We start from the raw sequence: 26,681 nt of genomic DNA, 5'->3' as shown, positions 1-26,681 counted from the left end.
ACCTTATGGACCGTTTAAAAGCAGAGCAGCGCGTTATTGAATTGAACGAACAACTTCGTGGGTATGGCCACGCTTATTATGTATTGGATAAGCCGGCAGTCCCGGACTCTGTTTATGATCAATTGCTGCATGAACTGATTGAACTTGAAACGCTTTATCCTGATTTGATCTTCCCGGATTCACCAACGCAGCGCGTCGGCGGGGCACCGATTTCAGGATTCGAAAAAGTGACGCATGACCAGCCGATGCTCAGCCTGTCAAACGTCTTTAATGAGCAGGATATACGGGATTTCGATAAGCGTGTTAGAAATGGCGCAGGCGATAACATTCAGTATGTGTGTGAGTTGAAAATTGATGGATTGGCCGTTTCGCTTATTTATGAAAATGGACAATTTCTTAGAGGCGCCACCCGCGGAGATGGACGGATTGGAGAAGATATTACTGCCAATCTTCGGACCGTACGGACGATTCCATTGAAGATCAAAGAATCGGTTTCCCTTGAAGTGCGTGGAGAAGTATTTATGCCGAAAAAATCTTTCCACAATTTAAATGGGGAACGCGGCGAGCGTGGTGAAGAACTTTTTGCCAACCCTCGAAATGCAGCAGCTGGATCGCTTCGTCAGCTCGACCCGAAAATTGCGGCTAGCCGCAATCTGGATGTTTTCATTTATGCACTCGGAGGCGACGGGCAAAACTACGGTTTGAGTGAACACGAAGAAACGCTTCAATACATCGAGGCGCTTGGTTTTAAAACGAATAATGAACGAGAAGTCTGCAATAGCGTAGAAGAAGTGCTGGCTTATATTGAAAAATGGAGCGCGGAGCGTTCAAGCTTATCGTATGAAATTGACGGGATTGTCATCAAAGTGAACAGTTATCTTCATCAGCAGGAACTTGGATTTACCGCCAAAAGCCCGAAATGGGCAACGGCTTATAAGTTCCCGGCAGAAGAAGTGATGACGACTGTCCGTGATATTGAATTGAGTGTTGGCCGTACTGGCGTTGTAACACCAACCGCCATCCTGGATCCTGTTTCTGTAGCAGGAACGACTGTACAGCGGGCTTCGCTCCATAATGAAGATTTGATTAAAGAAAAAGATATCCGCATCGGTGACCGCGTGATTATCCGCAAAGCTGGAGATATCATTCCGGAGGTGGTGTCTGCTTTGATTGAGCAGCGCACTGGCGAGGAAGAGCCTTTCAGTATGCCGGAAAATTGTCCGGCGTGCGATAGTGAACTGATTCGCATTGAAGGAGAAGTGGCTCTTCGCTGCGTCAATCCGCAATGCCCTGCGCAGATTACAGAAGGCATCATCCATTTCGTTTCGCGCAATGCGATGAATATCGATGGCTTAGGCGAAAAAGTGGTGGAGCAATTATACCGTGAAGGCCTGATTGCCGATATTTCCGATTTGTACAAATTGACGAAAGAGCAATTGCTGACGCTTGACCGCATGGGCGAAAAATCGGCCAGCAATTTGATTGCGGCGATCGATGCCTCCCGCAGCAACTCGATGGAAAAGCTATTATTCGGCCTTGGAATCCGCCATGTCGGCGAAAGAGGCGCACGCATCTTATCTGAGCATTACGGTTCAATGGGAAAATTGATGAAGGCTTCGAAAGAAGAGTTGATCGAAATACACGAGATCGGCGAAAAAATGGCGGATTCGATTGTTTCCTATTTTGAAACAGAAGAAGTTCAGCAATTGATGGAACGTTTAGCTGAAACTGACGTCAATTTAACGTATACCGGAACACGTATCCGCGTCGAAGCGGGTGCCAACAGCTTCGCCGGCAAGAAAATTGTATTGACGGGGAAATTGGAACAATTGACGCGCGGAGAGGCTCAATCCCGTATTGAAGCACTGGGCGGAACCGTTTCAGGCTCTGTCAGCAAGAAGACGGACCTGGTTATCGCTGGAGAAGAGGCCGGTTCAAAACTAGCGAAAGCGATGGAACTCAAAGTCGATGTTTGGGACGAGGAACGTCTTCTGGAAGAATTGAATAAATGAGGAGATTTAACATGAAACGCATTTGGTGGATCCCGGTCAGTTTATTGTTGCTTACGGGATGTGTGCCTTCTGTGTCAGATGATACAGAAGTGCTTAATACAGAGGAAGAAGTGGAAACGGCAATCATTCCGAGCATCCAGTTGGATGCCGCGTATTATCGGACGCTGCTGCCTTATAAAGAAAGTGCTACGCGCGGAAAGATCATTAACCGGATTTATTCACGCTATGATATCAAAGAAGCTGAAAGCGGGCTTCTCCGCATATCCCAGCACCAATTTTCTCCGGACGATTATTATTTCCAAGAAGGACAGAAAATAACAGAAGAAGATGCGTCGAGTTGGCTAGGCCGCAAAACGGAAGAGAATCCGCTTGGGTTAAATCCGGCTGACGGACGGACAGCGGCACAAAAAGAGGCAGGGGAACACCCTTCTGCGGAAATTTTGGCGCATATCATCGAACAGAATTACTTAGTCAAAACGGATAATGAAACAATCCGGCTTGGCGGTGTGTCCATCGGCCTTGCACTGAATTCGGTTTACTATAACACTTCTGACGGTGCTACCTACGAAGAGTCGGTGCCACAAGCCCAATTGGATAAAGAAGGAAAACGGATGGCGGATGAAATTGTAAAACGCCTCCGTGAAAAAGAAGGCATGAAAGACGTGCCGATCATGGTTGGCTTGTTTAAGCAGAATACCCGAGGCGCAATTGCCCCTGGAACTTATTTTTCTTATGGTGTAGCTCCGGGAGGACAAGGGGCAGTCGCAAATTGGAATTCGGTCAATGAAGAATATGTTATTTTCCCTTCTTCGAATACAGAAGAAAAGTACCGGGCCATTGATACGAAATTCCGCAATTTCAAGCAAGATGTGGAAGAGTATTTTTCAAACTTCACAAGTGTAATCGGCACTGGATTTTATCAGGAAGACCAGATCCGCAAAATGCAGATTGACATTCCCATCCAGTTTTATGGATCCGCTGAAGTCATTGGGTTTACCCAATACTTGACCGGATTGGTATTAGAGCATTTTCCGGAGAACATCCAAGTTGAAATCAGTGTAACTTCAACTAATGGGCCAGAAGCGCTGATTTTACGGAAAATCGATCAAACAGAACCAGTTGTTCATATTTATGACTAATCTGTGCGGGAAACAGGGACAGCCATCCGGCTGTCCCTGTTCATTTTTTCAGGCTGGGCTTCAGCGCCTAGCTATGTCGCCAAAGCGTCTTATGCCCGTCAGAGCTGGATAGCCGCTTTCGCTTTTCGTATTGTCCAGACTCCAGCGGCTAGCTCCTCGGGTCATAAGCCAGCCCAGCTATGCGGCAAAGAGCGCCGCTTCGCTGTTCCGTCTTATGCCCGTCAGAGCTGGATAGCCGCTTTCGCTTTTCGTATTGTCCAGACTCCAGCGCCCAGATTCTCGGGGTCATAAGCCACTCCGGCTGTGCGGCTGAAGAACGCCGCTTCGCCAAAGCGTCTTATGCCTGTCGAATCTACCCGGGCGCTTCCGCTTTTCGTATTGTCCAGACTCCAGCGGCTAGCTCTTCGGGTCATAAGCCAGCCCAGCTATGCGGCAAAGAGCGCCGCTTCGCTGTTCCGTCTTATGCCCGTCAGAGCTGGATAGCCGCTTTCGCTTTTCCTAAAAAAATGATATGATAGAGCGTATGTTTACTGAATCCGGAGGTGTAGAGAAATGGCGAAAATGACAAAAGAAGAAGTAATTGAGGTAGCACATTTGGCGCGCTTGGCCATTACTGATGAGGAAGCAGTACATTTTGCGGATCAATTGGAAGCAATTACGAATGCAATGGAATTGCTTAATGAATTGGATACGGAAAATGTAGAGCCGACAACGCATGTATTGCAAATGGTCAATGTATTGCGTGAAGACAAATCTGTCCCTGGATTAGACCGGGAACTGGTTTTGAAAAACGTGAAAGAACACGAAGCGGGACAAGTAAAAGTTCCAACGATTTTAGAATAATTGTGAGGAGGGAAATAAATGAACTTAGTTGATAAGACAGCAGCAGAATTGCAGGACTTGATACATAAAGAAGAAGTCAGCATTGCTGAGATCACGAAACAGGCATTTGACCGCATTGAAAAACTGGATCCAAAAGTGGATGCATTTTTGGCGATGAATAAAGAACAGGCAACAAAGCAGGCAGAAGAAATGGATAAAACGCCTTTAGCTGAACGTGGGCCATTATTCGGGCTGCCAATCGGAGTAAAAGACAATATCGTAACCGAAGGCATTGAAACTACAGCTTCTAGCCGAATCCTTCAAGGATTCAATCCAATCTACAACGCAACTGTTGTAGAAAAATTAAAAGCTGCTGGAATGATCACAGTCGGTAAATTGAATATGGACGAGTTTGCGATGGGTTCTTCCAATGAAAACTCGTACTATAAAAACACGAAAAATCCGTGGAACTTAGAAACGGTTCCGGGCGGATCTTCAGGCGGCTCGGCAGCAGCTGTTGCTGCAGGCGAAGTGCCTTTCACATTAGGTTCTGATACAGGCGGTTCTATCCGCCAGCCGGCAGCATTCTGCGGCGTGGTCGGAATGAAGCCGACATACGGGCGGGTTTCCCGTTTCGGTTTGATCGCTTATGCATCTTCTTTAGACCAAATCGGACCGATTACAAGAACCGTAAAAGACAATGCGTTATTGCTTGAAGCGATTTCCGGGCATGACGAACGCGATTCAACTTCTGCAAATGTCGAAGTGCCGAATTTTGCGGAAGCATTGACTGGTGATATTAAAGGCCTGCGCATTGGCGTTCCTAAAGAATATTTCGCGGAAGGCGTTGGCGAAGCTGCGAAACAAGCGGTTCGCGAAGCCCTTGCAGTTCTTGAAGAAAAAGGCGCGACGTGGGAAGAGATTTCGTTGCCGCATTCAAAATATGCGCTAGCCACTTATTATTTGCTTGCTTCTTCAGAAGCTTCATCCAACTTGTCCCGCTTCGACGGAATCCGCTACGGATACCGCACAGAAAAAGCTGGCAATTTGCTGGAGTTCTATATGAATACACGTTCTGAAGGCTTCGGCGATGAAGTGAAACGCCGCATCATGCTTGGAACTTATGCATTAAGTTCAGGCTACTACGACGCTTATTACAAAAAAGCGCAAAAAGTCCGGACTTTGATCAAAAAAGACTTTGACGATGCTTTCGAAAAATTCGATGTGATCATTGGACCAACAACTCCGACACCGGCATTTAAAATCGGTGAAAAGATTGACGATCCATTAACGATGTATGCCAATGATATTTTGACGATTCCAGTCAACTTAGCAGGCGTACCGGCAATTTCGATTCCATGTGGATTTGAAAATGGCTTGCCGCTTGGCTTACAAATCATCGGCAAGTATTTTGATGAGGAAACGATTTATCGTGTTGCGGATGTCTTTGAAAAAGCAACCGACTTCCATAAACAAACGCCTCAGATTTGGGAGGGAGCAGCACAATGAACTTTGAAACAATCATTGGACTTGAAGTCCACGTAGAACTTAAAACAGAATCGAAAATGTTCTCTCCTGCACCGGCCCATTTTGGTGCGGAACCGAACACGAACACAAACGTGATTGACCTTGGCTATCCAGGTGTTTTACCGGTCGTCAACAAAACGGCAGTGGACTGGGCAATGAAAGCGGCGCTTGCATTAAACTGCGAAATTACCCGCCACACGAAATTCGACCGCAAAAACTATTTCTATCCGGATAATCCGAAAGCTTACCAAATCTCTCAATTTGATCAGCCAATCGGCGAACACGGCTGGGTAGAAATTGAAGTCAACGGTGAGAAAAAACGCATCGGCATTACCCGCCTTCATATGGAAGAAGATGCTGGGAAGCTGACGCATACAGGCAACGGCCACTCGCTAGTCGACTTTAACCGCCAAGGCACGCCGCTGATCGAAATCGTTTCTGAGCCGGACATTCGGACTGCTGACGAAGCATATGCGTATCTTGAAAAAATCAAAGCCATTATCCAATATACAGGCGTATCGGATGTGCGGATGGAAGAAGGCTCGCTTCGCTGTGATGCCAATATCTCGCTTCGTCCATATGGCCAAGAGCAATTTGGCACAAAAACGGAATTGAAGAACTTGAACTCATTCAACTATGTCCGCAAAGGCATTGAACATGAACAAGTTCGCCAAGAACAAGTCCTATTGTCAGGCGGCATCATTGAGCAGGAAACAAGACGCTACGATGAAACAACAGGCAAAACTCTATTAATGCGCGTAAAGGAAGGATCGGATGATTACCGCTACTTCCCAGAGCCGGATCTCGTGGACATTGTCATCGATGACGCTTGGCTTGAACGCGTGCGTGCAGAAATCCCTGAGCTTCCAGATGCCCGCAAAGCTCGCTATGTAGCTGAACTTGGCTTGTCTTCCTACGATGCTATGGTATTGACACTTGCGAAGCCAATCTCTGATTTCTTCGAGGCAACAGTTGAAGCTGGCGCTGATGCGAAACTCGCATCTAACTGGTTGATGGGTGAAGTTTCGGCTTATATGAATGCTGAACAAAAAGAATTAAGTGAAACGGCACTGACTCCAGAAGGACTCGCTGGCATGATCAAATTGATTTCCGACGGCACGATTTCTTCGAAAATCGCGAAGAAAGTCTTCAAGGAATTGATTGAAAAAGGCGGCGACGCAAACGACATCGTCAAAGCAAAAGGGCTTGTCCAAATTTCGGATGAAAATACATTGCGTGAATTTGTTACTGCAGCACTCGACAATAACCCGCAATCGATCGAAGACTTTAAAAACGGCAAAGACCGCGCAATCGGTTTCTTAGTCGGCCAAATCATGAAGCAGACGAAAGGGCAGGCAAACCCGCCATTGCTCAATAAAATCTTGCTTGAAGAAATTGCTAAACGTTAATTGAGGTCTATAAAAGGTGGAACCGGAATCGCTCATTGCGATTCCGGTTCCTTTTTTTGTCTTATTTTGCTTCAGGAACCCGCTAAAACGGATAAAACATTTGAAGCTTTATCTTTCAACAAGTAAACTAGGGATGAAGAAGAATAATTTATTTCAGTTTTGGGGTCCTTGAGGGATCCACTGCTTGCCAGGAAAAGGAGAAGTGATGACCAAATGACAACGGAACAACAATACTTTGAGAATGCCATCACCTTAGAAAAATACATGACATTGATGGAGTCGAACCAAGAGAAATCCTATTCGATTTATGAAAAGTTCAATCTTCCGGAAGACCCGGAATTTATGGAGCTATTGAAAGAGAAGCAGCCTCACGTTTTAGTAATTACCGAGGATTGGTGCGGCGATGCCATGATGAATAATGCGATCCTGCGTAAGATTGCAGAAGCTTCGGGCATTGAAGTCCACTGTGTCTACCGCGACGAAAATCTAGAATTGATGGATCGCTATTTAACAAACGGCGGGCGTTCGATTCCAAAGTATATTTTCTTGTCCAAAGAAGGCGAAGTTTTAGGAGATTGGGGTCCACGTGCACCAAAAGTCCAAGAATTCGTCATGGAGAAAAAATCCCGTTTGCCTGAAAAAGACGATCCGCAATTCGAGTTGCATCAAAAGACTGTGCACGGCGAAATTTCGGACGGCTTTGTATGGAATGAAGAATTTTGGAGTGCGGTCTACCAAGATATCCGCAAAACTTTCTTCGAAATCTTGAAGTAATAGGTGAAAGAAGAAGAGGCCGGCGTGATGTCGGTTTTTTTCTTGGAATTTATCTTCTATTTTAAAGGGAACTTCTTTTGTCTGAAACAGGTCTTATTTTATATTGAACGCAGAACGTCGAGAAAGGCTGAATCGTATGAAACGTGCACGAATTATTTATAATCCAACTTCCGGGAGAGAATTATTCCGCAAACATTTGCCTGAAGTGCTGGAGAAAATGGAACAGGCAGGATATGAAACGTCATGCCATGCTACAACAGGAGAAGGGGATGCCATCCATGCAGCTTCTTTGGCAGTTGAACGGAATTACGATCTGATTGTCGCAGTAGGCGGAGATGGCACTTTAAACGAAGTGGTTTCCGGCGTCTCGAAATTTGAGAACCGGCCGAAAATCGGCTTGATCCCGATGGGGACGACGAATGATTTTGCCCGTGCCGTCCATATCCCGAGAGATATCAATAAAGCAGTGGATATCATTTTACAGGGAGACTCGATCCCAGTGGATGTCGGGTTAATGGGAGATCGCCATTTTATCAATATTGCCGGGGGCGGAAGGCTGACCGAATTAACTTATGAAGTTCCAAGTAAATTGAAAACGGTTCTTGGCCAGATGGCGTATTATTTAAAAGGGATTGAAATGCTGCCATCTATCCGTTCATCACGTGTCCGCATCGAATACGATGGCAACGTTTTTGAAGACCAAGCGATGATGTTCTTGATCGGTTTAACCAACTCGGTAGGCGGTTTTGAAAAATTGGCGCCGGATGCCAGCATCAACGATGGCAAGTTCACCTTATTGATTTTAAAAGAAGTCAATATGGCGGAATTCATTCGCTTAGCGACGTTGGCGTTGCGTGGAGAGCATTTATCCGATCCACATGTCATTTATGCAAAAGCGAGCAAGATTGCTGTCACTTCCGACGAACGGGTGTTGTTGAATCTGGACGGAGAATATGGCGGCTTATTGCCAGCCACTTTTGAAAACCTGGCCCGGCACATTGAAGTCATGGTGCCAATCGATTCAATCAGTGAAAAAGACCGTAAATAAGAAAAGCGGAAACCTGGACAATAAAAAAAGCAAAAGCGCATGGATGAAAATCCATGCGCTTTTTAAAATGATCATCTAAAAAAATAGCTAATGTGATTACAGCAATTCGATCGCTTTATCTTGTTCTGCAGCCAGTTTCGGCAAATGGTCGACGGGTTCCCAATGGAATTGGAAAGTCCGGCCGTTGTCTTGTCCATCGCTGATAACGACATGTTCCCACGAATCGACGGGTTCTCCTGTATATTCAAAATGGAAAATATTGCGCTCATACACTTTATCCTTATGGTTTGGGTAATAATTGTACTTATGCACTTTCCCGACAAATTCCAAAACGACACGCGGCAAGCCGGTTTCTTCAAGCACTTCCCGGTAAAGGGCATCGATCAGCATTTCGTCGTCTTCAATGGTGCCGCCCGGAACTTGAAGTCCTGCTTCTGGCTCACCTTTATGTTCAAATACTAATAATTCCCGATTCTCTTCTGGTCCTCTTGTAATGTAAGCAAATACTTTTCGTCTAGTTTCCATGATGCTTCACCCTTTTTTTTTATTCTAATTAGAATACTAAATATTTAGATATTTTACAATCTATATATACCCTCTTTTGTCACAAGTTATTCATAGCTGAGGGAAAAAGTCGAGGTTTCGGATGGTTTAAGAAAGAGAAGAGAAGGAGAGATAAGGTACAATAGGGGTATAAAAGGGTACGGGGGTACAGGGTTATTTTGAAAGGAGAAAACGTAAATGGTATTTGAAGATACTGCTTTACTGAGTCGAATCTTAACTTTATTGACGCTTTCTTTCCACATTATTTATGCGACGATCGGAGTCGGTGTTCCGCTCATGATCATGATTGCGCAATGGGTCGGCATTAAAAAGAATGACGACCATTACATCTTAATGGCTCGCCGCTGGGCGCGTGGGTTTGTCATCACAGTAGCGGTCGGAGTCGTAACGGGTACGGCCATCGGGCTACAATTATCGCTCCTTTGGCCGAACTTTATGCAAGTGGCAGGGAACGTCATTGCGCTGCCGCTGTTCATGGAAGTTTTCGCTTTCTTCTTTGAAGCTATTTTCCTTGGGATCTATCTTTATACATGGGACCGCTTTGAAGACCAGCGAAAACATTTGCTATTGCTGATTCCAGTAGCACTTGGAGCAGCAGCGTCCTCTGTTTTCATCACGATCGTCAATGCGTTCATGAATTCACCGCAAGGTTTTGAAGTGTTGAATGGCGAACTGGTCAATGTCAGTCCGTTCTTAGCTATTTTCAACCCGGCCATGCCGACAAAAGTAGCGCATGTTGTGGCAACAGCTTTCTTAACATGTGCATTCTTGCTTGCATCGATTGCTGCACTGCGCATGATCAGAGGCTCAAACCATATCTATCATAAAAAAGCCTTGCATTTAACGATGAAGCTCGGATTGGTTTTTGCGATTGCAACTGCCATTATCGGAGATTTCTCGGGTAAATATTTGGCTGAATACCAGCCGGAGAAATTAGCGGCTGCAGAGTGGCATTTTGAAACCGAAGAAGGGGCAGATCTCGTCTTATTCGGTGTATTGGATGGAGAAGAACCGAAATATGCGATTCGAATTCCTTATGCGTTGAGCATCTTGGCGCACGGTTTGCCGGATTCAGAAGTTACCGGGCTCAATGAATTTCCGAAAGATGAAGTTCCGCCGCTATGGATCCATTATCTATTTGATACCATGGTTTCCATCGGCATGTGGCTCGCTTTCATCTCTTTTGTGTATTTCGTCGCTTCTTGGCGAGGCTGGAAATTCATCAAGCAGAAATGGTTCCTATGGCTAACCTTGATCAGCGGGCCGCTTGCATTAGTCGCAATTGAAGCGGGCTGGTGGTTTACAGAAGTCGGACGGCAGCCATGGATTTTACGCGGGTATATGACCGTTGAAGAAGCAGCGACGACAAGTGGTCAAGTCGATTTGATGATCATCTTGTTTGCTGGCTTGTACTTTATTCTCGGCATCGGAACGATTGTCGTTCTGCTCCGCATGTACAAACGCAATCCGATCGAAAAAGAATTGGCTGACCGCGAAGCTCAAAGGGACGGTGGAAAAGAATGACTTTAACTTTAGAAATCATCGGGATTTCAGTTCTCTGGCTGTTTCTATTTTTGTACGTCATTGTAGCGTCGATTGATTTCGGCGCCGGATTCTTCAACGCCTATAGTGCTTTTACAAACAAACAGCATATTTTGACGAATATTATCCAGCGTTATTTATCGCCGGTATGGGAAGTGACGAACGTTTTCTTCGTTTTCTTCTTTGTCGGCATTATCGGGTTCTTCCCGCAAACCGCCTTTTATTACGGAACCACTTTACTGGTGCCGGCGAGCATCGCACTTGTCTTGCTCGCGATCCGCGGCTCGTATTACGCTTTTGCGACATACGGTGCGAAGATCAACCATAGAGGCTATATCTATATGTATGGCCTCTCCGGGCTTTTGCTGCCGGCAGCTTTATCGCCGGTGCTTGCCATATCAGAAGGCGGCTTCATCAATATGGTAGATGGAAATCCGCAGCTCGATTATTGGGCCCTGTTTACAAGTCCGCTCATGTGGAGCATTGTCGTTTTAAGTTTGACGGCTGTGCTTTACATTTCAGCCGTGTTCCTGACTTGGTACGCCAATAAAGCTGGGGACATAAAAGCAACCGACCTGATGCGGAAATACGCATTGATCTGGGCAGGACCTGCTATTGTTACTGCAACCGGTATTATATACGAGCTGCGCGGCCACAGCCCGGAACATTACGAAAACTTACTGGGGCTTTGGTGGGCATTCGCGATTTCATTCCTCTTATTCGTCGGAACGGTTTACTTGATCTGGAAGAGAAGAAATTACGGCCTGGCCTTTATTCTCTTGGTCGGACAGTTCTTCACCGCATTTTTCGCATACGGATTCTCGCATTTCCCGTATTTGCTGTATCCGTATTTGACGATTTATGACAGCTTCACGAATGAAACCATGGCGATTGCCTTGATTGTGGCGTTTATTGCAGGGCTTGGGCTATTGCTGCCTTCCTTGTATTTATTGTTCCGCCTGTTCCTATTCGATAAAGATTATGTTAAAGGAAAATCGGATTATCATGCATAAAGGAGGAAACTGATATGCAGGATTTCTTAATATTTTATGCACCATTCATTGTACTGATTGCGTCCATCGTCGTAGGTTTCTGGATTTCTCTGAAAGACGGAGCGGTGACGAAAGACGAACAAAAATAAACCTTCTGTTGAATAAGGCAGAAGAGCTGTTGATGATTTGGCAGCGGGAAGCGCGCGCAGGTTTTGCCTGCCGCGTTTTTTTATTGTATGATAAAGCAATGTGAAATGGAGTGAACACTTTGAAACCAGTACAAAAAAATGATCGGCTGTCTGTCCATGTCGAAGATTTGACGCATGACGGGGCAGGCGTTGCCAAAGTGGAAGGCTATCCGCTTTTCATCCAAGGCGCGCTGCCCGGAGAAGACGTCCAAGTCCATGTTTTGAAAACCTTAAAATCCTATGGCTTTGCCAAATTGATCCAAATAGAACAAGCTTCACCATTCCGCGTGACGGCGCCATGCCCGGTATTTGATACGTGCGGCGGCTGCCAAATCCAGCATCTTTCCTATGAAGGGCAGATGACTTTCAAACAAAAATTAGTGCGCGATGCGATTACCCGCATTGGGAAATTACCGGACGTGCCGGTGCATCCAGTGAAGGGCATGGAACATCCGTGGCGCTACCGAAACAAATCACAGATTCCGTTCGGTACCGATAACGGCCGAGTGGTAGCCGGTTTTTACCAGACGCGTTCGCATCATATTGCGGATACGGATATCTGTTTGATCCAGACCCCAGAAGCAGATGCGATCATGACAGGTTTGAAAAAAAGCTTGCATGAAATGGGCATTGAACCTTACGAGGAAGCAACGCACCGCGGCATGCTGCGCCACGTCGTGGTCCGTAAAGCGCGGGCAACCGGAGAAATCATGGTCGTCCTTGTGACGAAGAAAAAGAAATTCAAGCAAGCGGAACAAGCAGTTGAAAAGATCCGTTCACTGGTTCCGGAAGTGACGTCTATCATACAGAACGTCAATCCTGAAAAGACGAATGTCATTTTCGGTGATGAAACCTTGACGCTTTGGGGCAAAGATGCGATTGAAGACCGGATTGGCGATGTCCGTTTTGAAATTTCCGCGCGTTCGTTCTATCAGATCAATCCGGAACAAACGGAAGTTCTTTACGGTCAAGCACTTGAATACGCTAATTTAACGGGAAATGAAACCGTGATCGATGCGTATTGCGGCATCGGGACGATTTCATTGTTCCTTGCTAAACAGGCAAAATTCGTCATGGGTGTAGAAATTGTTCCCCAAGCCATTGAAGACGCAAAACGAAACGCCGAACTGAACGGCTTTTCCAATACCTTATTTGAAGCGGGTCCAGCTGAACAAGTGATCCCCCGCTGGTATAAAGAAGGGCGCACGGCAGATGTCTTAATGGTCGACCCTCCGAGAAAAGGCTGCGACGAGCAATTGCTTCGAACGATTTTGAAGCAACGGCCGAATCGCGTCGTTTACGTTTCATGCAACCCAGCGACGCTCGCGCGCGACTTGCGCATATTGGAAGACGGCGGCTACCGCACAAAAGAAGTGCAGCCGGTCGATATGTTCCCGCAATCCACTCATTGTGAAGCTGTTGCGTGGCTCGAACTTGCCGAGTAAGCAAGCTGAAGATAAATGAAAAGCAGACGGTCTAGTCAGGATATCCTGCGCTTTCGATGGCCGTCTGCTTTCCTTCTGAATTAGTAAGAGAATGAAAGGAATGAAATTCAACATGACAACTAATTTTTGGCGCGACTTGCCGCGTCCATTTTTTGTGCTGGCGCCAATGGAAGATGTGACGGACGTCGTATTCCGCCACGTCGTCAGCCATGCCGGCAGACCGGATGTGTTTTTCACGGAATTTACCAATACGGAAAGCTATTGCCATCCGGAAGGGATGAAAAGCGTGCGGGGCCGATTGCTGTTTACGGAAGACGAGCAGCCGATGGTCGCGCATATCTGGGGCGATAAGCCGGAATTCTTCCGCCAGATGAGCATCGGCATGGCAGAAATGGGATTCAAAGGAATTGATATTAACATGGGGTGCCCGGTGCCGAATGTTGCCTCGAGAGGAAAAGGCAGCGGCTTGATCCTTCGCCCTGAAGCGGCTGCAGAAATTATTCAGGCAGCTAAAGCGGGCGGATTGCCAGTCAGCGTGAAAACTCGCCTTGGCTATTCCGAGCTTGAAGAATGGCGTGACTGGCTGACGCATGTATTCAAGCAAGACATTGCCAACTTGTCCATCCATTTGCGGACGCGAAAAGAAATGAGCCAAGCGGATGCGCATTGGGAATTGATCCCGGAAATCAAGAAATTGCGGGATGAAATTGCCCCCGATACGTTATTGACCATCAACGGCGACATTCCAGACCGCGAAACCGGTTTGAAACTTGTCGAGCAATACGGTGTGGACGGCGTCATGATCGGCCGCGGGATTTTCAAAAATCCGTTCGCTTTTGAAAAAGAGCCAAAAGAGCATAACAGTGAAGAATTGCTCAATCTATTAAAACTGCATTTGGACCTTCATGATAAGTACCTGGAAGAATTGCCGCGTTCGATGTCGGGACTTCACCGCTTTTTCAAAATTTACGTCAAAGGGTTCCGCGGAGCGGGAGAATTGAGAAACCAATTGATGAATACGAAATCGACAGCTGAAGTGCGCGAATTGCTAAAACAAGCGGAGTTGGCTCCGGTTGAGTAATTGCAGCTAAATAATAAGAGAAAAGCTATCTATCTGCCGCGCGGCAAGGATAGCTTTTCTTTTTGAAAATAGCGGTAAGCCTGAATAAAAACAAAACGAGACATTGTAAAAAGTTGTCACAAATTCTCTTGCTTATAGGTTTTAAATCTCTTTTAGGAAGGGTAAAGAAAAGGGAAGACTTAACAAGGAGAGAATGGACATCATGGAACAAATACCTGAATCAAAATTTGAAGATAAACGTTCGAATGTGATTGAAGAGTTGGTGGCTCAAAACGTGTTCAAGATCAACGGCAGACAGCTTTACGAATTATCTCTTTATGAACTGATGAAAACATATACAGAGAAAGACCAAGTCGGTTAATCCCGGCTTTTTTCATTTGCCAAACGGGTGGACAATGCGGGTGAAGATGGGAGGAAAAAAGATGCATGATAAAAAACTGGAAGCTTACCGGAACGAGCGGCTGGATGAAATGACGCTCGCTGAAATGCAAAAAGAGCTAAAAGAAGGAAAAGTCACTTCCGAAGAGCTCGTTTTAATGTATAAAGAAAATATTTCAATCCGCGATTCTCAAACCAACGCCATATTGGAAATAAACCCGGACGCTCTGCAGATTGCCCAGGCGCTGGATTTCGAAAGGCAGACAAAAGGCGAGCGCTCGCCTTTGCATGGAGTTCCGATTCTGATCAAAGACAATATGGATACGGACGATAAAATGCATACGAGTGCAGGGTCGCTGGCCATGAAAAATCATTATGCCCTTGAAGACGCATTCGTCGTTAAAAAATTGCGGGAAGCGGGGGCGGTCATCTTAGGAAAAACAAATATGACCGAATGGGCAAATTTCATGTCGGATAAAATGACCAATGGCTACAGTTCCCGCGGCGGCCAAGTGGAAAATCCATATGGCCCTTTTGATGTGGGTGGATCCAGTTCCGGTTCGGCTGCTGCGGTAGCGCTCAATCTAGCAGCAGCTTCGATCGGCACAGAAACATCGGGATCCATTATCAACCCTGCAGCCCAGAATAGTTTAGTCGGCATTAAACCGAGCATTGGCCTGATTAGCCGGAGCGGCGTTATTCCGCTCTCCCATACACAGGATATCCCGGGTACATTCGGCCGGACAGTGGAAGATGCAGTGTCGGTGTTTGCTGCGTTAATTGGGAAAGACGCGGAAGATCCCATTACAGCGTTTGCTGATAAGTTTGATGGCTATGATTGGTCGGCCCATTATAAAGAAGATGGGTTAAAAGGGGTAAAACTGGCAGTTCCTCGAGCGCTTTTTGAAGAAGCGATTCCGAACGAACAAATGAAGCTTTTTGAAAAAGCGATGGATGCGCTGCGAACCTGCGGAGCGGAGATCATCGACTCGATTGATTTGGGTGCTGATCAGGATGATCTTGGCTTTGCGGTTCTTCTGCATGAATTTAAAGCGGATTTAAATGCCTATTTGGCAAAATCCAATCCAGAGAATCCGATTCGTTCTATGGATGATGTAATTACTTATAACAACCAGCATGCTGAAACGATGCTGAAATTCGGGCAGAACCTGCTTGAACAGGCGAATGGCATGAGCGGAGAACTGACTGAGCGTGAATACGTGGAAGCTTTAGAGCGAAATCGGTATTTAGCAGCTGAAAACGGAATCAGTGCCACTTTGAAAAGAGCTGGGGCCGACGCACTCCTATTGCCACAGGATTTCGGCTGTAATGTAGGGGCTGCTGCAGGAGCGCCTTCTATAACGATTCCTTTCAGTTTCACAGAAGACAACGAACCTTTCGGGATTACATTTACAGGGAATGCATTTTCCGAACCGGCATTGATCGAGTATGCCTATGCGTTTGAGAAAGCCGTAAATGGACGGAAGAAACCATAAAAAAGAGGCAAAGCTGCTATCGCTTTGCCTCTTTTTTATGTTCTTGAAGAATAGTCCATATTTTTTCAAGGGCTACCACCAAGTCATGTTCATAAGAATGGCTGTTGGAAAGTGTAGCTAGCACACTTTCCATTAATGCATGTCTTGGCTCTTCTGCTACGAGTTCATCGGCCAGGAAAAGGACCAGCTCTTTGGCATCCGGCTCGTCTTCTTGTTGAATGAGTGTTTTTAAATTCTCGCTCAGTTCAGGTATCGTCATTTCGGGCATCGGGGAAGAAAGCGGCAAACTCGTCTTTTGGATAAAGCGGTCATTTTCTTTCACTTGATCGGCAATGGAGGTCTTCAATCTTCTCAACACGAAAGAAGACAGTTCCTGGGTCGGCAATTCATCCCCTGAGGTGATTTTCCAAAGATTGATCAGCTGCTGGATGGAACCGTGAACCGCTGCTGCATTATCCAAGGCATAAGGTTTGGCTTCGTCGCCGAAGACATCGATGATCCGCGTGGCAATCCAATTCAATTCGGTGATATAAACTTCGCGCGCAAATTTCTTTAACTCTTCGTCTTGCGAGTAGAAAATACTTTCGTATAACGCGAAAAGGTTTTTTTCGCGGTTCATCTGAATCCGGATATACAATTGCTCAGCAAGAACATTCAAGTCGCCGAGCGGTTTTCCGACCGATGCTGCTATGCGTTTTTGGCGGATTTCGCTGCCGACAGATTCCATGATGGCGATCAGGCATTCCGTCTTGGAAGAAAAGTAATTATAGAAAGTGCCTTTTGATACGCCGGCTTCATCCAAGATATCCTGGATCGAAGAAGAATTGTATCCTTGATTGATGAAAAGCTTGTACGCCGCGTTCGTAATTTTTTGTTTTTTTGAATTCATGTCATTCACCTTTATACTCATAGTCTAGTTTCATAATAGCCTGAAACCATTTACATATCAATGTTTTTGGACTACCGGTATATTTTTCTTGATTATATTGGACGGTCGGTATAGAATAATGCAATGGAGAAATAAAGAAACACAATCACGCAAGAAATTACGGAGGAATAAAAGAATGAAAGAACAGAAAAAACCGCCTTATGGCATTATTGCCATACTCTTTACTGGAGCTTTTGTGGCAATTTTTAACCAGACTTTATTGAACGTCGCATTGCCGTCGATCATGGCAGATTTTGAAATCGATGCTTCGACCGCGCAATGGCTCGTGACCGCTTATATGCTGGTCAACGGGATTTTGATCCCGGCCAGTGCTTATTTGATCCAACGCTATTCAAACCGCTCGATTTTCATCGTAGCGATGTCGTTATTTGCAGCAGGTACCTTATTAGCGGCAATAGCGCCTGCATTTAGCATCCTTTTAATAGGGCGCATGATCCAAGCGTCAGGTGCAGCCTTGATGATGCCGTTATTAATGAACGTTATGCTTGCAGCGTTTCCAGTTGAGAAGCGCGGACAGGCGATGGGCGTCTTTGGGTTAGTTATGGTCGTAGCTCCGGCTATCGGACCAACGCTTTCTGGATTTATCGTTGAACATTATTCATGGCGCGTGTTATTCTGGATCGTCTTGCCGGTGGCAGTTATTCCACTTGCATTAGGTATCTTTAAACTGAAGAATTTAACGTTCCAAGACCGCAATATCTCGCTTGACACCGGATCCTTGATTCTTTCTACTTTGGGCTTCGGCGGCATCCTTTACGGATTCAGTTCTGCCGGAACAATGGGCTGGACCGATCCAGTCGTCATGACTACGATTGCCGTAGGGATTGTATCGTTAGTCATTTTCATATTCCGCCAATTGAAATTGGATGAGCCTTTATTGCAAATCCGCATTTACAAATATCCGATGTTCGCCTTGTCTTCAGCGATTTCCGTCGTGGTATCGATGTCGATGTTCTCGGCGATGATTTTGATGCCAATCTACATCCAAAGCATCAAAGGGATTTCACCGATCAATTCCGGCTTATTGATGTTGCCGGGTGCTTTAGTAATGGGTGTCATGTCACCAGTAACGGGTCGATTGTTTGACCGCTTCGGCGCAAAAGTTCTTGCCGTTCCTGGATTAGTGATTGTAGCCGCCACCACTTACATGTTCAGCCAGCTTAGCATCGATTCTAGTTTTGTGAATATCATGCTCATCTATACACTGCGGATGTTCGGGATTTCAATGGTTATGATGCCGGTTATGACGAACGGTTTGAACACCTTGCCGATGAAATCGTATCCGCATGGTACGGCAATCAATAATACTTTGCAGCAAGTAGCTGGAGCTGTCGGTTCTGCATTCTTGATCTCCATTATGAATGCCCGCACAGAATCCGCAGCAAAAGATTTAGCTTTAAGCGGAACACCGCCGGAACAAATTTTGAATATGGCGATGCTTGAAGGCATCAACTTCTCATTCTTTGTTTCCACATTCATTGCATTAGTGGCATTGCTGTTGGCTTTGTTTATCAAAAAGCCGACGCGCCCAGCAACGGAAGCGGAAAAAGAAATTGTCTACAAGCAAAAGCAAGTAACCGAATAATCTTAGCCAGCCTGAAAATGGGCTGGCTTTTTTTAGGGCAACGAAACACTAGCGGGCATTCTTCAAAATGTCCAGCTAGGGCGCCAAATATGGTACACTATTAGCATCGAAAAGAAGGTGGAATAAGAGATGAATTTTATAAATGAATTGGATCCAATATGGCAAGAAAAATGGAAAAATGCAGGATTTGAACAAGCAATGCCGATACAAGAGCAGATGATTCCTGAAATGCTTGCGGGCAATGACATCGTAGCCGAGTCTCCGACAGGTTCCGGAAAAACTTTGGCTTACGTACTGCCGATTTTGCAACGCATCAATCCGGAGAAAAAATCCATCCAAGCGATGATAGTAGCACCTTCTCAAGAGTTGTCGATGCAAATCGTCAACGTATTGCGCGATTGGACTGAAGGTACAGACGTTACTGTCACCCAATTGATCGGCGGCGCGAACATGCAGCGGCAGCTGGAAAAGCTCAAGAAAAAACCGGCAATTGTTGTCGGGACCCCGGGCCGTTTGAGTGAATTAGTGAAAACAAAGAAATTGAAAATGCATGAAATCCGGATGTTGGTGCTGGATGAAGGCGACCAGTTGATGGCACGCGAACACCGCAACTTGATGAAGGACTTGATTGAAAAAACACAGCACGACCGCCAGCTTGTATTGGTTTCGGCGACGATTACAGAAGAAGTCGAACTAGTGGCCGATCGTTTGATGAACCACCCGACACGCCTTCGCGTTACTGCGGAAGACATGCCGATGCAAGGGAAAGTCACTCATTCATTCATCAAAGTGGACGAACGCGATAAGACGGATCTGCTCCGCAGAATTTCGCATATTGAAGGAATGAAAGGCTTGGCTTTCGTCAATAACTTGGATCAATTGCTGATGAAAGAAAATAAATTAAAATTCCGCGACGCCAAAATCGTGACTTTGCATTCTGAAATGAACAAAGACCAACGGAAAAAAGCGCTTGATTCGTTCCGTAATGGAGAAGTTTCCATTTTGATCGCAACGGAAGTGGCGGCAAGAGGTTTGGATATTGACGCCGTAACGCATGTTATCCATGTGGATGTGCCGCAATCGGTTGAACAATACATGCACCGTTCAGGCCGGACAGGCCGTGCAGGTGCAGACGGTGAAGTCTTGACGTTGCTCGCTTATGCAGATGAACGGCATTACAAGAAATTCACCAAAGAATTGCCGACAAAACCGGTCCAAAAAATTCTTCATGGCGGCCAATTGGTGGCAGGCAACAGCAAAACAATTTCTGAAAAGGGGAAAAAATAATGACTTTTCAAGAGAAAATGGAACAATACGCAGAACTGACAGTCCATGTCGGTTTAAACGTCCAAAAAGGGCAAATCATTTTGATTAATACAACGACAGATACAGTCGAGTTTACTCGCTTAGTTGTTAAAAAGGCGTATGAAGCTGGAGCCAAACGCGTCCATGTCAATTACGCTGATCCTGTCCACACACGTGACCATTACGAATTGGCGCCGGACGAAGCGTTCAACGAATATCCGGAATGGTCAGTCGTCCAGCGGGATGAAATCATTAAGACCGGCGGTTCATTCTTATGGATTGATGCAGAGGATCCGGATTTATTGACCGGGATCCCGACAAAACGTTTGTCGGACTCACAGAAATCAGCAGGAAAAGCGCTTGAGAATTACCGTCAGGCTGTCGGATCGGATAAAATTGCATGGTCAATCATTGCCATTCCTTCAAAGAAATGGGCTGAAAAAGTATTCCCGAATCTTGAAGGCGATCAGCAAATTGAAGCTCTTTGGGATGCCATCTTTAAAACAGTGCGCATTGGCGAAGGCGATGCGGTCCAAAAATGGACAGCCCATGTAGAACATTTAGAAACCCGTGCTGCACAATTGAATGAAAAACGCTTTGCTAAATTGCATTACACAGCACCAGGCACGGATTTTACGATTTCACTTCCGGAAAAGCATTTATGGCTGACAGGTGCAGCGAAAACGCCGCAAGGCAATTCGTTCATCGCCAATATGCCGACTGAAGAAGTCTATACAGTCCCGACTAAATACGGGGTGGAAGGTTTTGTCCGCAATACAAAACCGCTTGTATACCAAGGGAATATCATTGATGATTTCACGCTGACTTTTGAAAAAGGGAAAATTGTAAAAGCGGTGGCTGGTGTCGGCCAAGAACTTTTAGACGAGATGATCCAGTCGGATGAGGGGGCAGCTTATTTAGGGGAAGTGGCATTAGTGCCGCATGAGTCGCCAATTTCAGACGCCAATATTCTTTTCTATAATACCTTATTCGATGAAAATGCTTCGAACCACTTGGCAATCGGCGATTCGTATCCGACTTGCTACGAAGGAGCGCGCGACCTCGAACGTACGCAATTGGAATCGATCGGGTTAAACACATCGATTGTCCACGAAGATTTCATGATCGGCAGCGGCGAAATGTCGATTGACGGAATTCATGAAGATGGTTCAAGCGAACCGGTTTTCCGGAATGGAAACTGGGCATTTTAAGAGGTGAGCAAATTGAAGAAAACAGGAATCGCGTTGATGCTGCTTTTAATGTTTTTCGGTTCTTCGGTGCAAGCACAAGCAGCTATTAAAATACCAGCGGTCTATGTGGCGTTGGGAGATTCTTTGGCTGCCGGGCAAACACCCAATTCCCAAATTGATGCGGGCTACGCCGACATGATTGCGGGGGAGCTTGCACGCCATCAGCCGGTCGCTTTATTCACAAAAGACCTGGCATTTCCGGGATTTACGACAGAAGATGTATTGGAGAGAATCAAGTCTCCGGAAGCAAAAGAAGTATTGGCTTCAGCCAATATCATCACGCTATCTGCCGGAGCCAATGACTTATTGCGCTTAGTGCAGGTGGATCCAGCAGAGGGGTCGCTGACTTTCCAGCAAATCCAGGCTGATTTTGCGTTGAACCAAGCGCGGCAGAACATGGAAGCTATTTTAGCTGAATTGAAAACAAGAGCTCCGAAAGCGGATGTCTACGTCATGGGCTATTATTTTGCTTATCCGCATGTCCGGGATTCGCAAAAGGAAGGTACAGGCAAGCAACTGGACCGCTTGAATGCGATTTTAAAACAATCCGCTGCGAAAGCAGGTGCACAGTTTATTTCCGTTGACGCCGCTTTTGGTGCATCGCCAACCGATAAAGTGCCGAACCCTGCAGATGTCCATCCGAATTTCATAGGCTATCAAGCGATGGCCAATGCTTTTTTAGACCGTTACCAAAAAGGGTGGAAAGTTGAAAAAAACGAATTGCCTGCACCGAATCCGTTAAGCTTTGAACAAATTCTCCAAGCGCAGGAACAAGGTGCCGCACAAGAAGAGCAGGAGCCAGCGCTTGAAAATACTTCCGCTATGCGTCCATCTGAAGACATGGACGTGGATTATTTAGCTTTGCGTGAAGCTCTTCCTTATATCTGAACCAAAAACAAAGCCGCAGCGATTTTAATCGCTGCGGCTTTGTTTTTTATCGTTTGGAGTTTGGTGTCTTATAAGGTGTCGTATTTCCAGCTTTTCTGCTGTTCATTACTTTTTTAATAATTGGATAGGCAATAGGTGCAATTTTAATTGCCGTCTTCACGATACGTCCGATTCCCATATTCATCGCTCCCATCATAGATTCGCTAGTAAATGATTTCCCTTATTTCGTGAAACGCAAACCTCTTTCATTTTGTTAAGGCATGGGCTAAGAGAATATCTTTGTATTCATGGACGCTGGAAATTAAAACATATTCGGCATTGCCGTGCCAATCATCGCCGCTCGGACCAAATTCAATCGCGCCTTCACCGCCGGTAACCGCCGCATAGTAGCGGGTATCCGCAGCCCCGTGCTGGCCGAACAGGATCGCTTCCTGATCTGTCACCGTTTTAATCGCCTGCTGTAAAGTTTGGATATAAGGATTTGCTTGAGTGGTCGTTAAAGCTGGTGTAGAGCCGCTTGCTTTATACTCCATATCCACGTTTAACGTATCAGCGAGATCAGCCATCTGCCGGATGATTTCTTCTTTGTCTTGGCCCGGCATAAAGCGGATATCATAAGACATCTGGCAAATTTCCGGAACCACATTATAGCGGTCGCCAGCGTTGATGATCGGCAAGTTGACGGAAGGCTGCTCGTAGTATTCAGTAGATTCTTTTCGGAAAGGCAATTCGCCCATAGCCATATGGTATTTCATCGCAGACTCGATGGCGTTGACACCTTCCCATGGACGGCTGCCGTGCGCCGGCTTTCCTTTAAAGGTCAAATCCATTCGTAAGATGCCTTTAGATTGAAGCCCAACTTTTAAGCCGGTCGGTTCACCGCAAATGACGAAATCGCCATGGTAGCCTTGATCAACCAACCATTTCGATGTGTTGCGGCCGCCAATTTCTTCGTCAGTGACAATATGTAGTTGAACCGTTTTCTCCAAGGATGCAGCATCAAGTTCGACAAATGCCTGCATCATCGCCGCTACGCCTGCTTTCATATCAGCGGCTCCGCGGCCGTATAAACGTCCAAGTTCTTCAAACGGCGTAAATTGTTCATTGTGGCCAGGCACGACATCCACATGGCCATTCCATATCAAAGTCTCATCGCCAGAGCCCTTGATTGCGGTAAGCATCATGAAGCCGTTGTTTTCGTGGACTGTGACGGTTTCCCCTTTTTCTTTCAACCAATTGGCACAAAATACTAATGCTTCATTGGCACCTTCTTGGTCATCGCTTTTGATTTTAATCAAATCCTTTAGTAAATCGATCATGTCCTGAGCAGCAAAATGAATTCTTGCTGCTTTCACCACCCTTCAAAATGATTCGTCATTAAAAGTGTACCCTATGAACTGCGCTTAAAACGAATTGCTTTCACAATCGACCTTGTGTACAATGAAAGTTGAAAGAATAGTTATTGTATACACCACAAGGGGAGCTTTTGCTGAGAGTGAACACTTTTGTTCTTACCCTTCGAACCTGTAAGTTAACACTTGCGCAGGGATGTGGATAGAAACCTGCCCTTTATGCGGCGTCAGGATCTGTCCTGGCGCCGCTTTTTATGGTTTTTTTCTGCGGCCCTTCTGGTGATGTGCACAACACAAGGAGGAAGTCATGAGAAATTTACGTGTTTTGTTAATGGTGGAGATTGCGATATTCGGAGCACTCGGGTATGTGCTGGATTTTGTGGCATTTAAAATGCCGCAAGGCGGATCAGTCAGCTTGGTCATGATTCCCATTGTATTGATGGCGTTTAGAAGAGGTACGGCAGCCGGAATATTAACAGGGCTGTTAGTCGGGTTGCTGCAAATAGTAACCGGCGTCATTTCCGTTACGCCATTATCATTTGGTTTTGTCGTGATGCAGGTGATTTTAGATTACCTGGTCGCTTATGGAGTAGTCGGCTTTGCAGGGCTCCTGCGCGGTAATTATTTGAAAGCCCTTCAGCAAGGGAAATCAGGCGGCATGATTGCCGCTGTAGTAATCGGTGTATTGATCGCTTCTCTCCTGCGCTATTTGATGCATGTAATCACGGGTGTATTATTCTTCGGGATGTTTGCCGAAGGGAATGTGCTTATTTATTCGGCTGTCTACAACGCAACGTATATGATTCCCGTGTTCTTATTGGCCGCTGCAGTTTGTTCAGCTCTTTTCACCGCTGCACCGAAATTGGTGGATGCGGAAGTTCAATGAAAAAGTTAAAATGAAAAAAGGGGCAGCCGCTGGAGATGAAATTTCTCCAGCGGCTGTTTTAGTGGTCGGAGGCCCGCAGGATGCGGGTCATGTAAGCGTTGCGACACGATGTCGCGCTTTTAGCTCACCCTTTTCAAACGGGCGCTTCCGCTTTTCATTGTCTAGTCTCCAGCGGCCAGCTTCTTGGGATCTTAATGTGCACGGCTATGAAAATCAGGATTTCGGCCGCCCTGCACAGTAAGCCTGTCGAAGCTTAAATGGCCGTTTCCGCTTTTCTTATTGTCTAGTCTCCAGCGCCCAGTGCCTCGAGGTCGCTTCAACTTTTCCAGTCATGGCCAAGAACGCCATGACCGGAAAAGCTTCCAGCGCTTGTCGGAGGCCCGCAGGATGCGGGTCATGTAAGCGTTGCGACACGATGTCGCGCTTTTAGCTTACCTTCTTCAAACGGGCGCTTCCGCTTTTCGTATGCTATAATTTTTAGTAGACAATTTGAAAGAAGGGTATCAAATGATTGCAACGAATGAAAAAGATATCGAAATGCTGAAGAAAGCGGGGCGCATGGTAGCTGAGATTCGCGAAGCGATGAAAGCAGCGACGAAACCAGGTGTTACCACAAAAGAATTAGATGAATTGGGCGGCAAAATGTTCAAGGAGCTTGGCGGCGTGTCCGGCCCGAAAGCGGAATATGATTTCCCAGGCTTTACATGTATCAGCGTGAATGAAGAAGTGGCCCATGGCATGCCAGGCAAACGCGTCATCAATGATGGAGACATCGTGAACATTGATGTTTCCGGTTCTTATGAAGGCTATTTTGCAGATACGGGCATTTCTTTTGTAGTTGGCGAAGGCCATCCGGAAAAAGAGAAATTATGCCAAGTGGCTGAATCTGCATTTGACCGAGCAATGAGCAAAGTCAAAGCAGGTGCTAAGCTGAACCAAATCGGGAAAGCGGTAGAGCGTGAAGCGAAGCAGCAAGGCCTTTTCGTCATCAAGAATTTGACGGGGCACGGCATTGGAAAATCATTGCATGAAGCACCGCAGCACGTGCTGAATTATTATGATGCATGGGAAACGACGATCTTAAAAGAAGGCATGGTTTTGGCTGTAGAGCCTTTCATTTCCCAAAAAGCAGAGCATATTGTGGAATCTGGCGATGGCTGGACATTCATTACACCTGACCAATCATTGGTCGCACAGATTGAGCATACGGTCCTTGTCACAAAAGGGGAACCGATCTTGCTGACAAAATTAAATTAAACACAAAAAAAGATCCTGTCTATCAGGATCTTTTTTTGATGAGCAGAATGCCTGTTAAGATAACTCCGCTTAAAAATAAAGAAGCGGTTGTGACCAGCAGTTCGTTGGTGCCATGTTTCACGGCAATGCCGATAAATGCCCAAACGAAAACGAGTGCGTATGGAATGTCAAAATGATGGAAGCGAATATGAAGTGCTAACGCAGTTGCTACCGTAAGCATGATGACCGTCCATAACTGATCGCTCAGCCCCCAGCCGCTCCAGTTGTAAAAAGTTAAAACGAAGCTGGTGTTGGCAATCGCGGCGACGCTGAGCCACCCCATATTAATAGAGATCGGAAGGCGTTCCGTCAGTTTACGCTCGGAATTGCTGTATTGCAAATACAAGGCGATCAAGGATACCAAGTAGGCAAAGATCGCTAAAACAGACCAAGCAAAAAACTCATAATGCCATAAGTACAGCCAGGCAATATTAAATACAGCGCTTAAGGTGAAGAATAAAGTGATTTTGAGTGACGGGATTTCTCCTTTTTTATAACGGAGCCAAAACCCGACGATCCAGATAGCCAATAATATGTAAATAACGGACCAAATTGAAAATACATAGCCAGCTGGAGTAAAGAGAACCGGAAGGCGATTGGAAATCTCACCAGTGGTTTGTCCATTAAGCGGCAAAATATTCGCTAGTGAATTTATTACGATGATGCCGATATATGCGATTGTCATCAGCAGTATCCTAGCCATAAGAGATCCCTCCTCATATTTTAGTATACCTGTCAGGAAGCGGTTCAACA

General features: G+C 45.9%; 26 protein-coding genes and 1 riboswitch. Of the genes, 20 read left to right on the top strand and 6 right to left on the bottom strand.

Annotated elements, in window-relative coordinates; translation table 11 throughout:
• The first annotated feature begins 5 nt into the window (after positions 1 to 5).
• A complete protein-coding gene (ligA, locus tag NFU07_RS16455) occupies positions 6 to 2,012 on the top strand; it encodes an NAD-dependent DNA ligase LigA (protein ID WP_251480117.1) in 2,007 nt (668 codons plus the stop codon).
• Between the two features lie 11 nt (positions 2,013 to 2,023).
• A complete protein-coding gene (locus NFU07_RS16450) occupies positions 2,024 to 3,151 on the top strand; it encodes a CamS family sex pheromone protein (RefSeq protein WP_251480114.1) in 1,128 nt (375 codons plus the stop codon).
• Between the two features lie 221 nt (positions 3,152 to 3,372).
• On the opposite strand, the gene NFU07_RS16445 is transcribed toward NFU07_RS16450, so the two are convergent.
• Positions 3,373 to 3,564, bottom strand: coding sequence for a hypothetical protein (locus NFU07_RS16445; RefSeq protein ID WP_251480111.1), 192 nt, complete (start codon positions 3,562 to 3,564; stop codon positions 3,373 to 3,375).
• 139 nt (positions 3,565 to 3,703) lie between these two features.
• Here NFU07_RS16445 and gatC point away from each other — a divergent pair, with 139 nt between their 5' ends.
• The 5 genes from gatC (at position 3,704) to NFU07_RS16420 (ending at position 8,731) form a co-directional block, all read left to right on the top strand.
• On the top strand, positions 3,704 to 3,994 hold the full coding sequence (gene gatC, locus NFU07_RS16440; RefSeq protein WP_052652458.1) for an Asp-tRNA(Asn)/Glu-tRNA(Gln) amidotransferase subunit GatC: 291 nt from the start codon (positions 3,704 to 3,706) through the stop codon (positions 3,992 to 3,994).
• A gap of 18 nt (positions 3,995 to 4,012) precedes the next feature.
• The gene (gene gatA / locus NFU07_RS16435) at positions 4,013 to 5,482 is read left to right on the top strand and encodes an Asp-tRNA(Asn)/Glu-tRNA(Gln) amidotransferase subunit GatA (protein WP_251480107.1); all 1,470 of its coding nucleotides are present in this window, start codon (positions 4,013 to 4,015) and stop codon (positions 5,480 to 5,482) included.
• Positions 5,479 to 6,909: an Asp-tRNA(Asn)/Glu-tRNA(Gln) amidotransferase subunit GatB gene (gene gatB, locus NFU07_RS16430; RefSeq protein WP_235198579.1), complete on the top strand. Its 1,431-nt coding sequence runs from the start codon at positions 5,479 to 5,481 to the stop codon at positions 6,907 to 6,909. The genes gatA and gatB overlap by 4 nt, the downstream gene beginning before the upstream one ends.
• A 213-nt stretch (positions 6,910 to 7,122) precedes the next feature.
• Entirely contained in the window at positions 7,123 to 7,683 is a 561-nt protein-coding gene (locus NFU07_RS16425; RefSeq protein WP_251480104.1) for a thioredoxin family protein, read from the top strand.
• A gap of 136 nt (positions 7,684 to 7,819) precedes the next feature.
• On the top strand, positions 7,820 to 8,731 hold the full coding sequence (locus NFU07_RS16420) for a diacylglycerol kinase (RefSeq protein ID WP_251480102.1): 912 nt from the start codon (positions 7,820 to 7,822) through the stop codon (positions 8,729 to 8,731).
• Between the two features lie 96 nt (positions 8,732 to 8,827).
• Here NFU07_RS16420 and NFU07_RS16415 read toward each other — a convergent pair whose 3' ends face one another.
• Complete coding sequence (locus NFU07_RS16415) at positions 8,828 to 9,256, bottom strand: NUDIX hydrolase (RefSeq protein ID WP_235198582.1); 429 nt, start codon at positions 9,254 to 9,256, stop codon at positions 8,828 to 8,830.
• Between the two features lie 216 nt (positions 9,257 to 9,472).
• Between NFU07_RS16415 and NFU07_RS16410 the strand changes: the two genes are divergently transcribed.
• The 7 genes from NFU07_RS16410 to NFU07_RS16385 all read left to right on the top strand — a co-directional run bounded on the left by NFU07_RS16410 (position 9,473) and on the right by NFU07_RS16385 (position 16,417).
• On the top strand, positions 9,473 to 10,819 hold the full coding sequence (locus NFU07_RS16410; protein WP_235198583.1) for a cytochrome ubiquinol oxidase subunit I: 1,347 nt from the start codon (positions 9,473 to 9,475) through the stop codon (positions 10,817 to 10,819).
• Positions 10,816 to 11,850 (top strand): cytochrome d ubiquinol oxidase subunit II, encoded by a 1,035-nt coding sequence (locus NFU07_RS16405; protein WP_251480099.1) that lies wholly within the window; start codon positions 10,816 to 10,818, stop codon positions 11,848 to 11,850. Before NFU07_RS16410 ends, NFU07_RS16405 begins: the two co-directional genes overlap by 4 nt.
• Before the next feature lie 14 nt (positions 11,851 to 11,864).
• Positions 11,865 to 11,978, top strand: coding sequence for a cytochrome bd oxidase small subunit CydS family protein (gene cydS / locus NFU07_RS17790; protein WP_397443516.1), 114 nt, complete (start codon positions 11,865 to 11,867; stop codon positions 11,976 to 11,978).
• Between the two features lie 119 nt (positions 11,979 to 12,097).
• A complete protein-coding gene (gene rlmD, locus NFU07_RS16400) occupies positions 12,098 to 13,462 on the top strand; it encodes a 23S rRNA (uracil(1939)-C(5))-methyltransferase RlmD (protein WP_251480096.1) in 1,365 nt (454 codons plus the stop codon).
• A gap of 112 nt (positions 13,463 to 13,574) precedes the next feature.
• Positions 13,575 to 14,543: a tRNA dihydrouridine synthase gene (locus NFU07_RS16395; RefSeq protein WP_251480093.1), complete on the top strand. Its 969-nt coding sequence runs from the start codon at positions 13,575 to 13,577 to the stop codon at positions 14,541 to 14,543.
• Positions 14,544 to 14,745: 202 nt separating this feature from the next.
• Positions 14,746 to 14,904, top strand: coding sequence for a Fur-regulated basic protein FbpA (locus NFU07_RS16390; protein WP_234398963.1), 159 nt, complete (start codon positions 14,746 to 14,748; stop codon positions 14,902 to 14,904).
• Positions 14,905 to 14,965: 61 nt separating this feature from the next.
• The gene (locus NFU07_RS16385; protein WP_251480089.1) at positions 14,966 to 16,417 is read left to right on the top strand and encodes an amidase family protein; all 1,452 of its coding nucleotides are present in this window, start codon (positions 14,966 to 14,968) and stop codon (positions 16,415 to 16,417) included.
• Positions 16,418 to 16,433: 16 nt separating this feature from the next.
• Here NFU07_RS16385 and NFU07_RS16380 read toward each other — a convergent pair whose 3' ends face one another.
• Complete coding sequence (locus NFU07_RS16380) at positions 16,434 to 17,306, bottom strand: TetR/AcrR family transcriptional regulator (RefSeq protein ID WP_251480087.1); 873 nt, start codon at positions 17,304 to 17,306, stop codon at positions 16,434 to 16,436.
• Between the two features lie 175 nt (positions 17,307 to 17,481).
• Here NFU07_RS16380 and NFU07_RS16375 point away from each other — a divergent pair, with 175 nt between their 5' ends.
• The 4 genes from NFU07_RS16375 (at position 17,482) to NFU07_RS16360 (ending at position 22,394) form a co-directional block, all read left to right on the top strand.
• Positions 17,482 to 18,951, top strand: coding sequence for a DHA2 family efflux MFS transporter permease subunit (locus tag NFU07_RS16375; protein ID WP_251480083.1), 1,470 nt, complete (start codon positions 17,482 to 17,484; stop codon positions 18,949 to 18,951).
• A gap of 129 nt (positions 18,952 to 19,080) precedes the next feature.
• Positions 19,081 to 20,238, top strand: a complete 1,158-nt coding sequence (locus NFU07_RS16370; RefSeq protein ID WP_251480080.1) for a DEAD/DEAH box helicase — start codon at positions 19,081 to 19,083, stop codon at positions 20,236 to 20,238.
• Positions 20,238 to 21,467 carry an aminopeptidase gene (locus NFU07_RS16365; RefSeq protein ID WP_251480075.1) on the top strand — a complete coding sequence of 410 codons (1,230 nt, stop codon included), beginning with the start codon at positions 20,238 to 20,240 and terminating at the stop codon, positions 21,465 to 21,467. Before NFU07_RS16370 ends, NFU07_RS16365 begins: the two co-directional genes overlap by 1 nt.
• 12 nt (positions 21,468 to 21,479) lie before the next feature.
• Positions 21,480 to 22,394, top strand: coding sequence for an SGNH/GDSL hydrolase family protein (locus NFU07_RS16360; RefSeq protein ID WP_251480072.1), 915 nt, complete (start codon positions 21,480 to 21,482; stop codon positions 22,392 to 22,394).
• A 46-nt stretch (positions 22,395 to 22,440) separates the two neighbouring features.
• Here the strand turns inward: NFU07_RS16360 and NFU07_RS17720 are convergent, their stop codons facing one another.
• A complete protein-coding gene (locus NFU07_RS17720) occupies positions 22,441 to 22,572 on the bottom strand; it encodes a hypothetical protein (RefSeq protein WP_260107733.1) in 132 nt (43 codons plus the stop codon).
• Between the two features lie 67 nt (positions 22,573 to 22,639).
• Positions 22,640 to 23,713, bottom strand: coding sequence for a M20 family metallopeptidase (locus NFU07_RS16355; protein ID WP_235199266.1), 1,074 nt, complete (start codon positions 23,711 to 23,713; stop codon positions 22,640 to 22,642).
• Positions 23,714 to 23,860: 147 nt separating this feature from the next.
• A riboswitch (TPP riboswitch) is annotated at positions 23,861 to 23,960 on the top strand.
• A 93-nt stretch (positions 23,961 to 24,053) separates the two neighbouring features.
• On the opposite strand from NFU07_RS16355, the gene thiT reads away from it, so the two are divergent.
• Positions 24,054 to 24,632 (top strand): energy-coupled thiamine transporter ThiT, encoded by a 579-nt coding sequence (gene thiT / locus NFU07_RS16350; protein ID WP_251480069.1) that lies wholly within the window; start codon positions 24,054 to 24,056, stop codon positions 24,630 to 24,632.
• Positions 24,633 to 25,139: 507 nt separating this feature from the next.
• Positions 25,140 to 25,889 carry a type I methionyl aminopeptidase gene (map, locus tag NFU07_RS16345; protein ID WP_235198591.1) on the top strand — a complete coding sequence of 250 codons (750 nt, stop codon included), beginning with the start codon at positions 25,140 to 25,142 and terminating at the stop codon, positions 25,887 to 25,889.
• Between the two features lie 22 nt (positions 25,890 to 25,911).
• Here map and NFU07_RS16340 read toward each other — a convergent pair whose 3' ends face one another.
• Positions 25,912 to 26,631 (bottom strand): tryptophan-rich sensory protein, encoded by a 720-nt coding sequence (locus NFU07_RS16340; protein WP_251480066.1) that lies wholly within the window; start codon positions 26,629 to 26,631, stop codon positions 25,912 to 25,914.
• Between the last annotated feature and the right edge of the window lie 50 nt (positions 26,632 to 26,681).

The sequence above is a fragment of the Planococcus sp. NCCP-2050 genome, assembly GCF_023708025.1.
GTDB lineage: Bacteria > Bacillota > Bacilli > Bacillales_A > Planococcaceae > Planococcus.
This window is presented reverse-complemented; position numbering and strand designations above follow the sequence as displayed.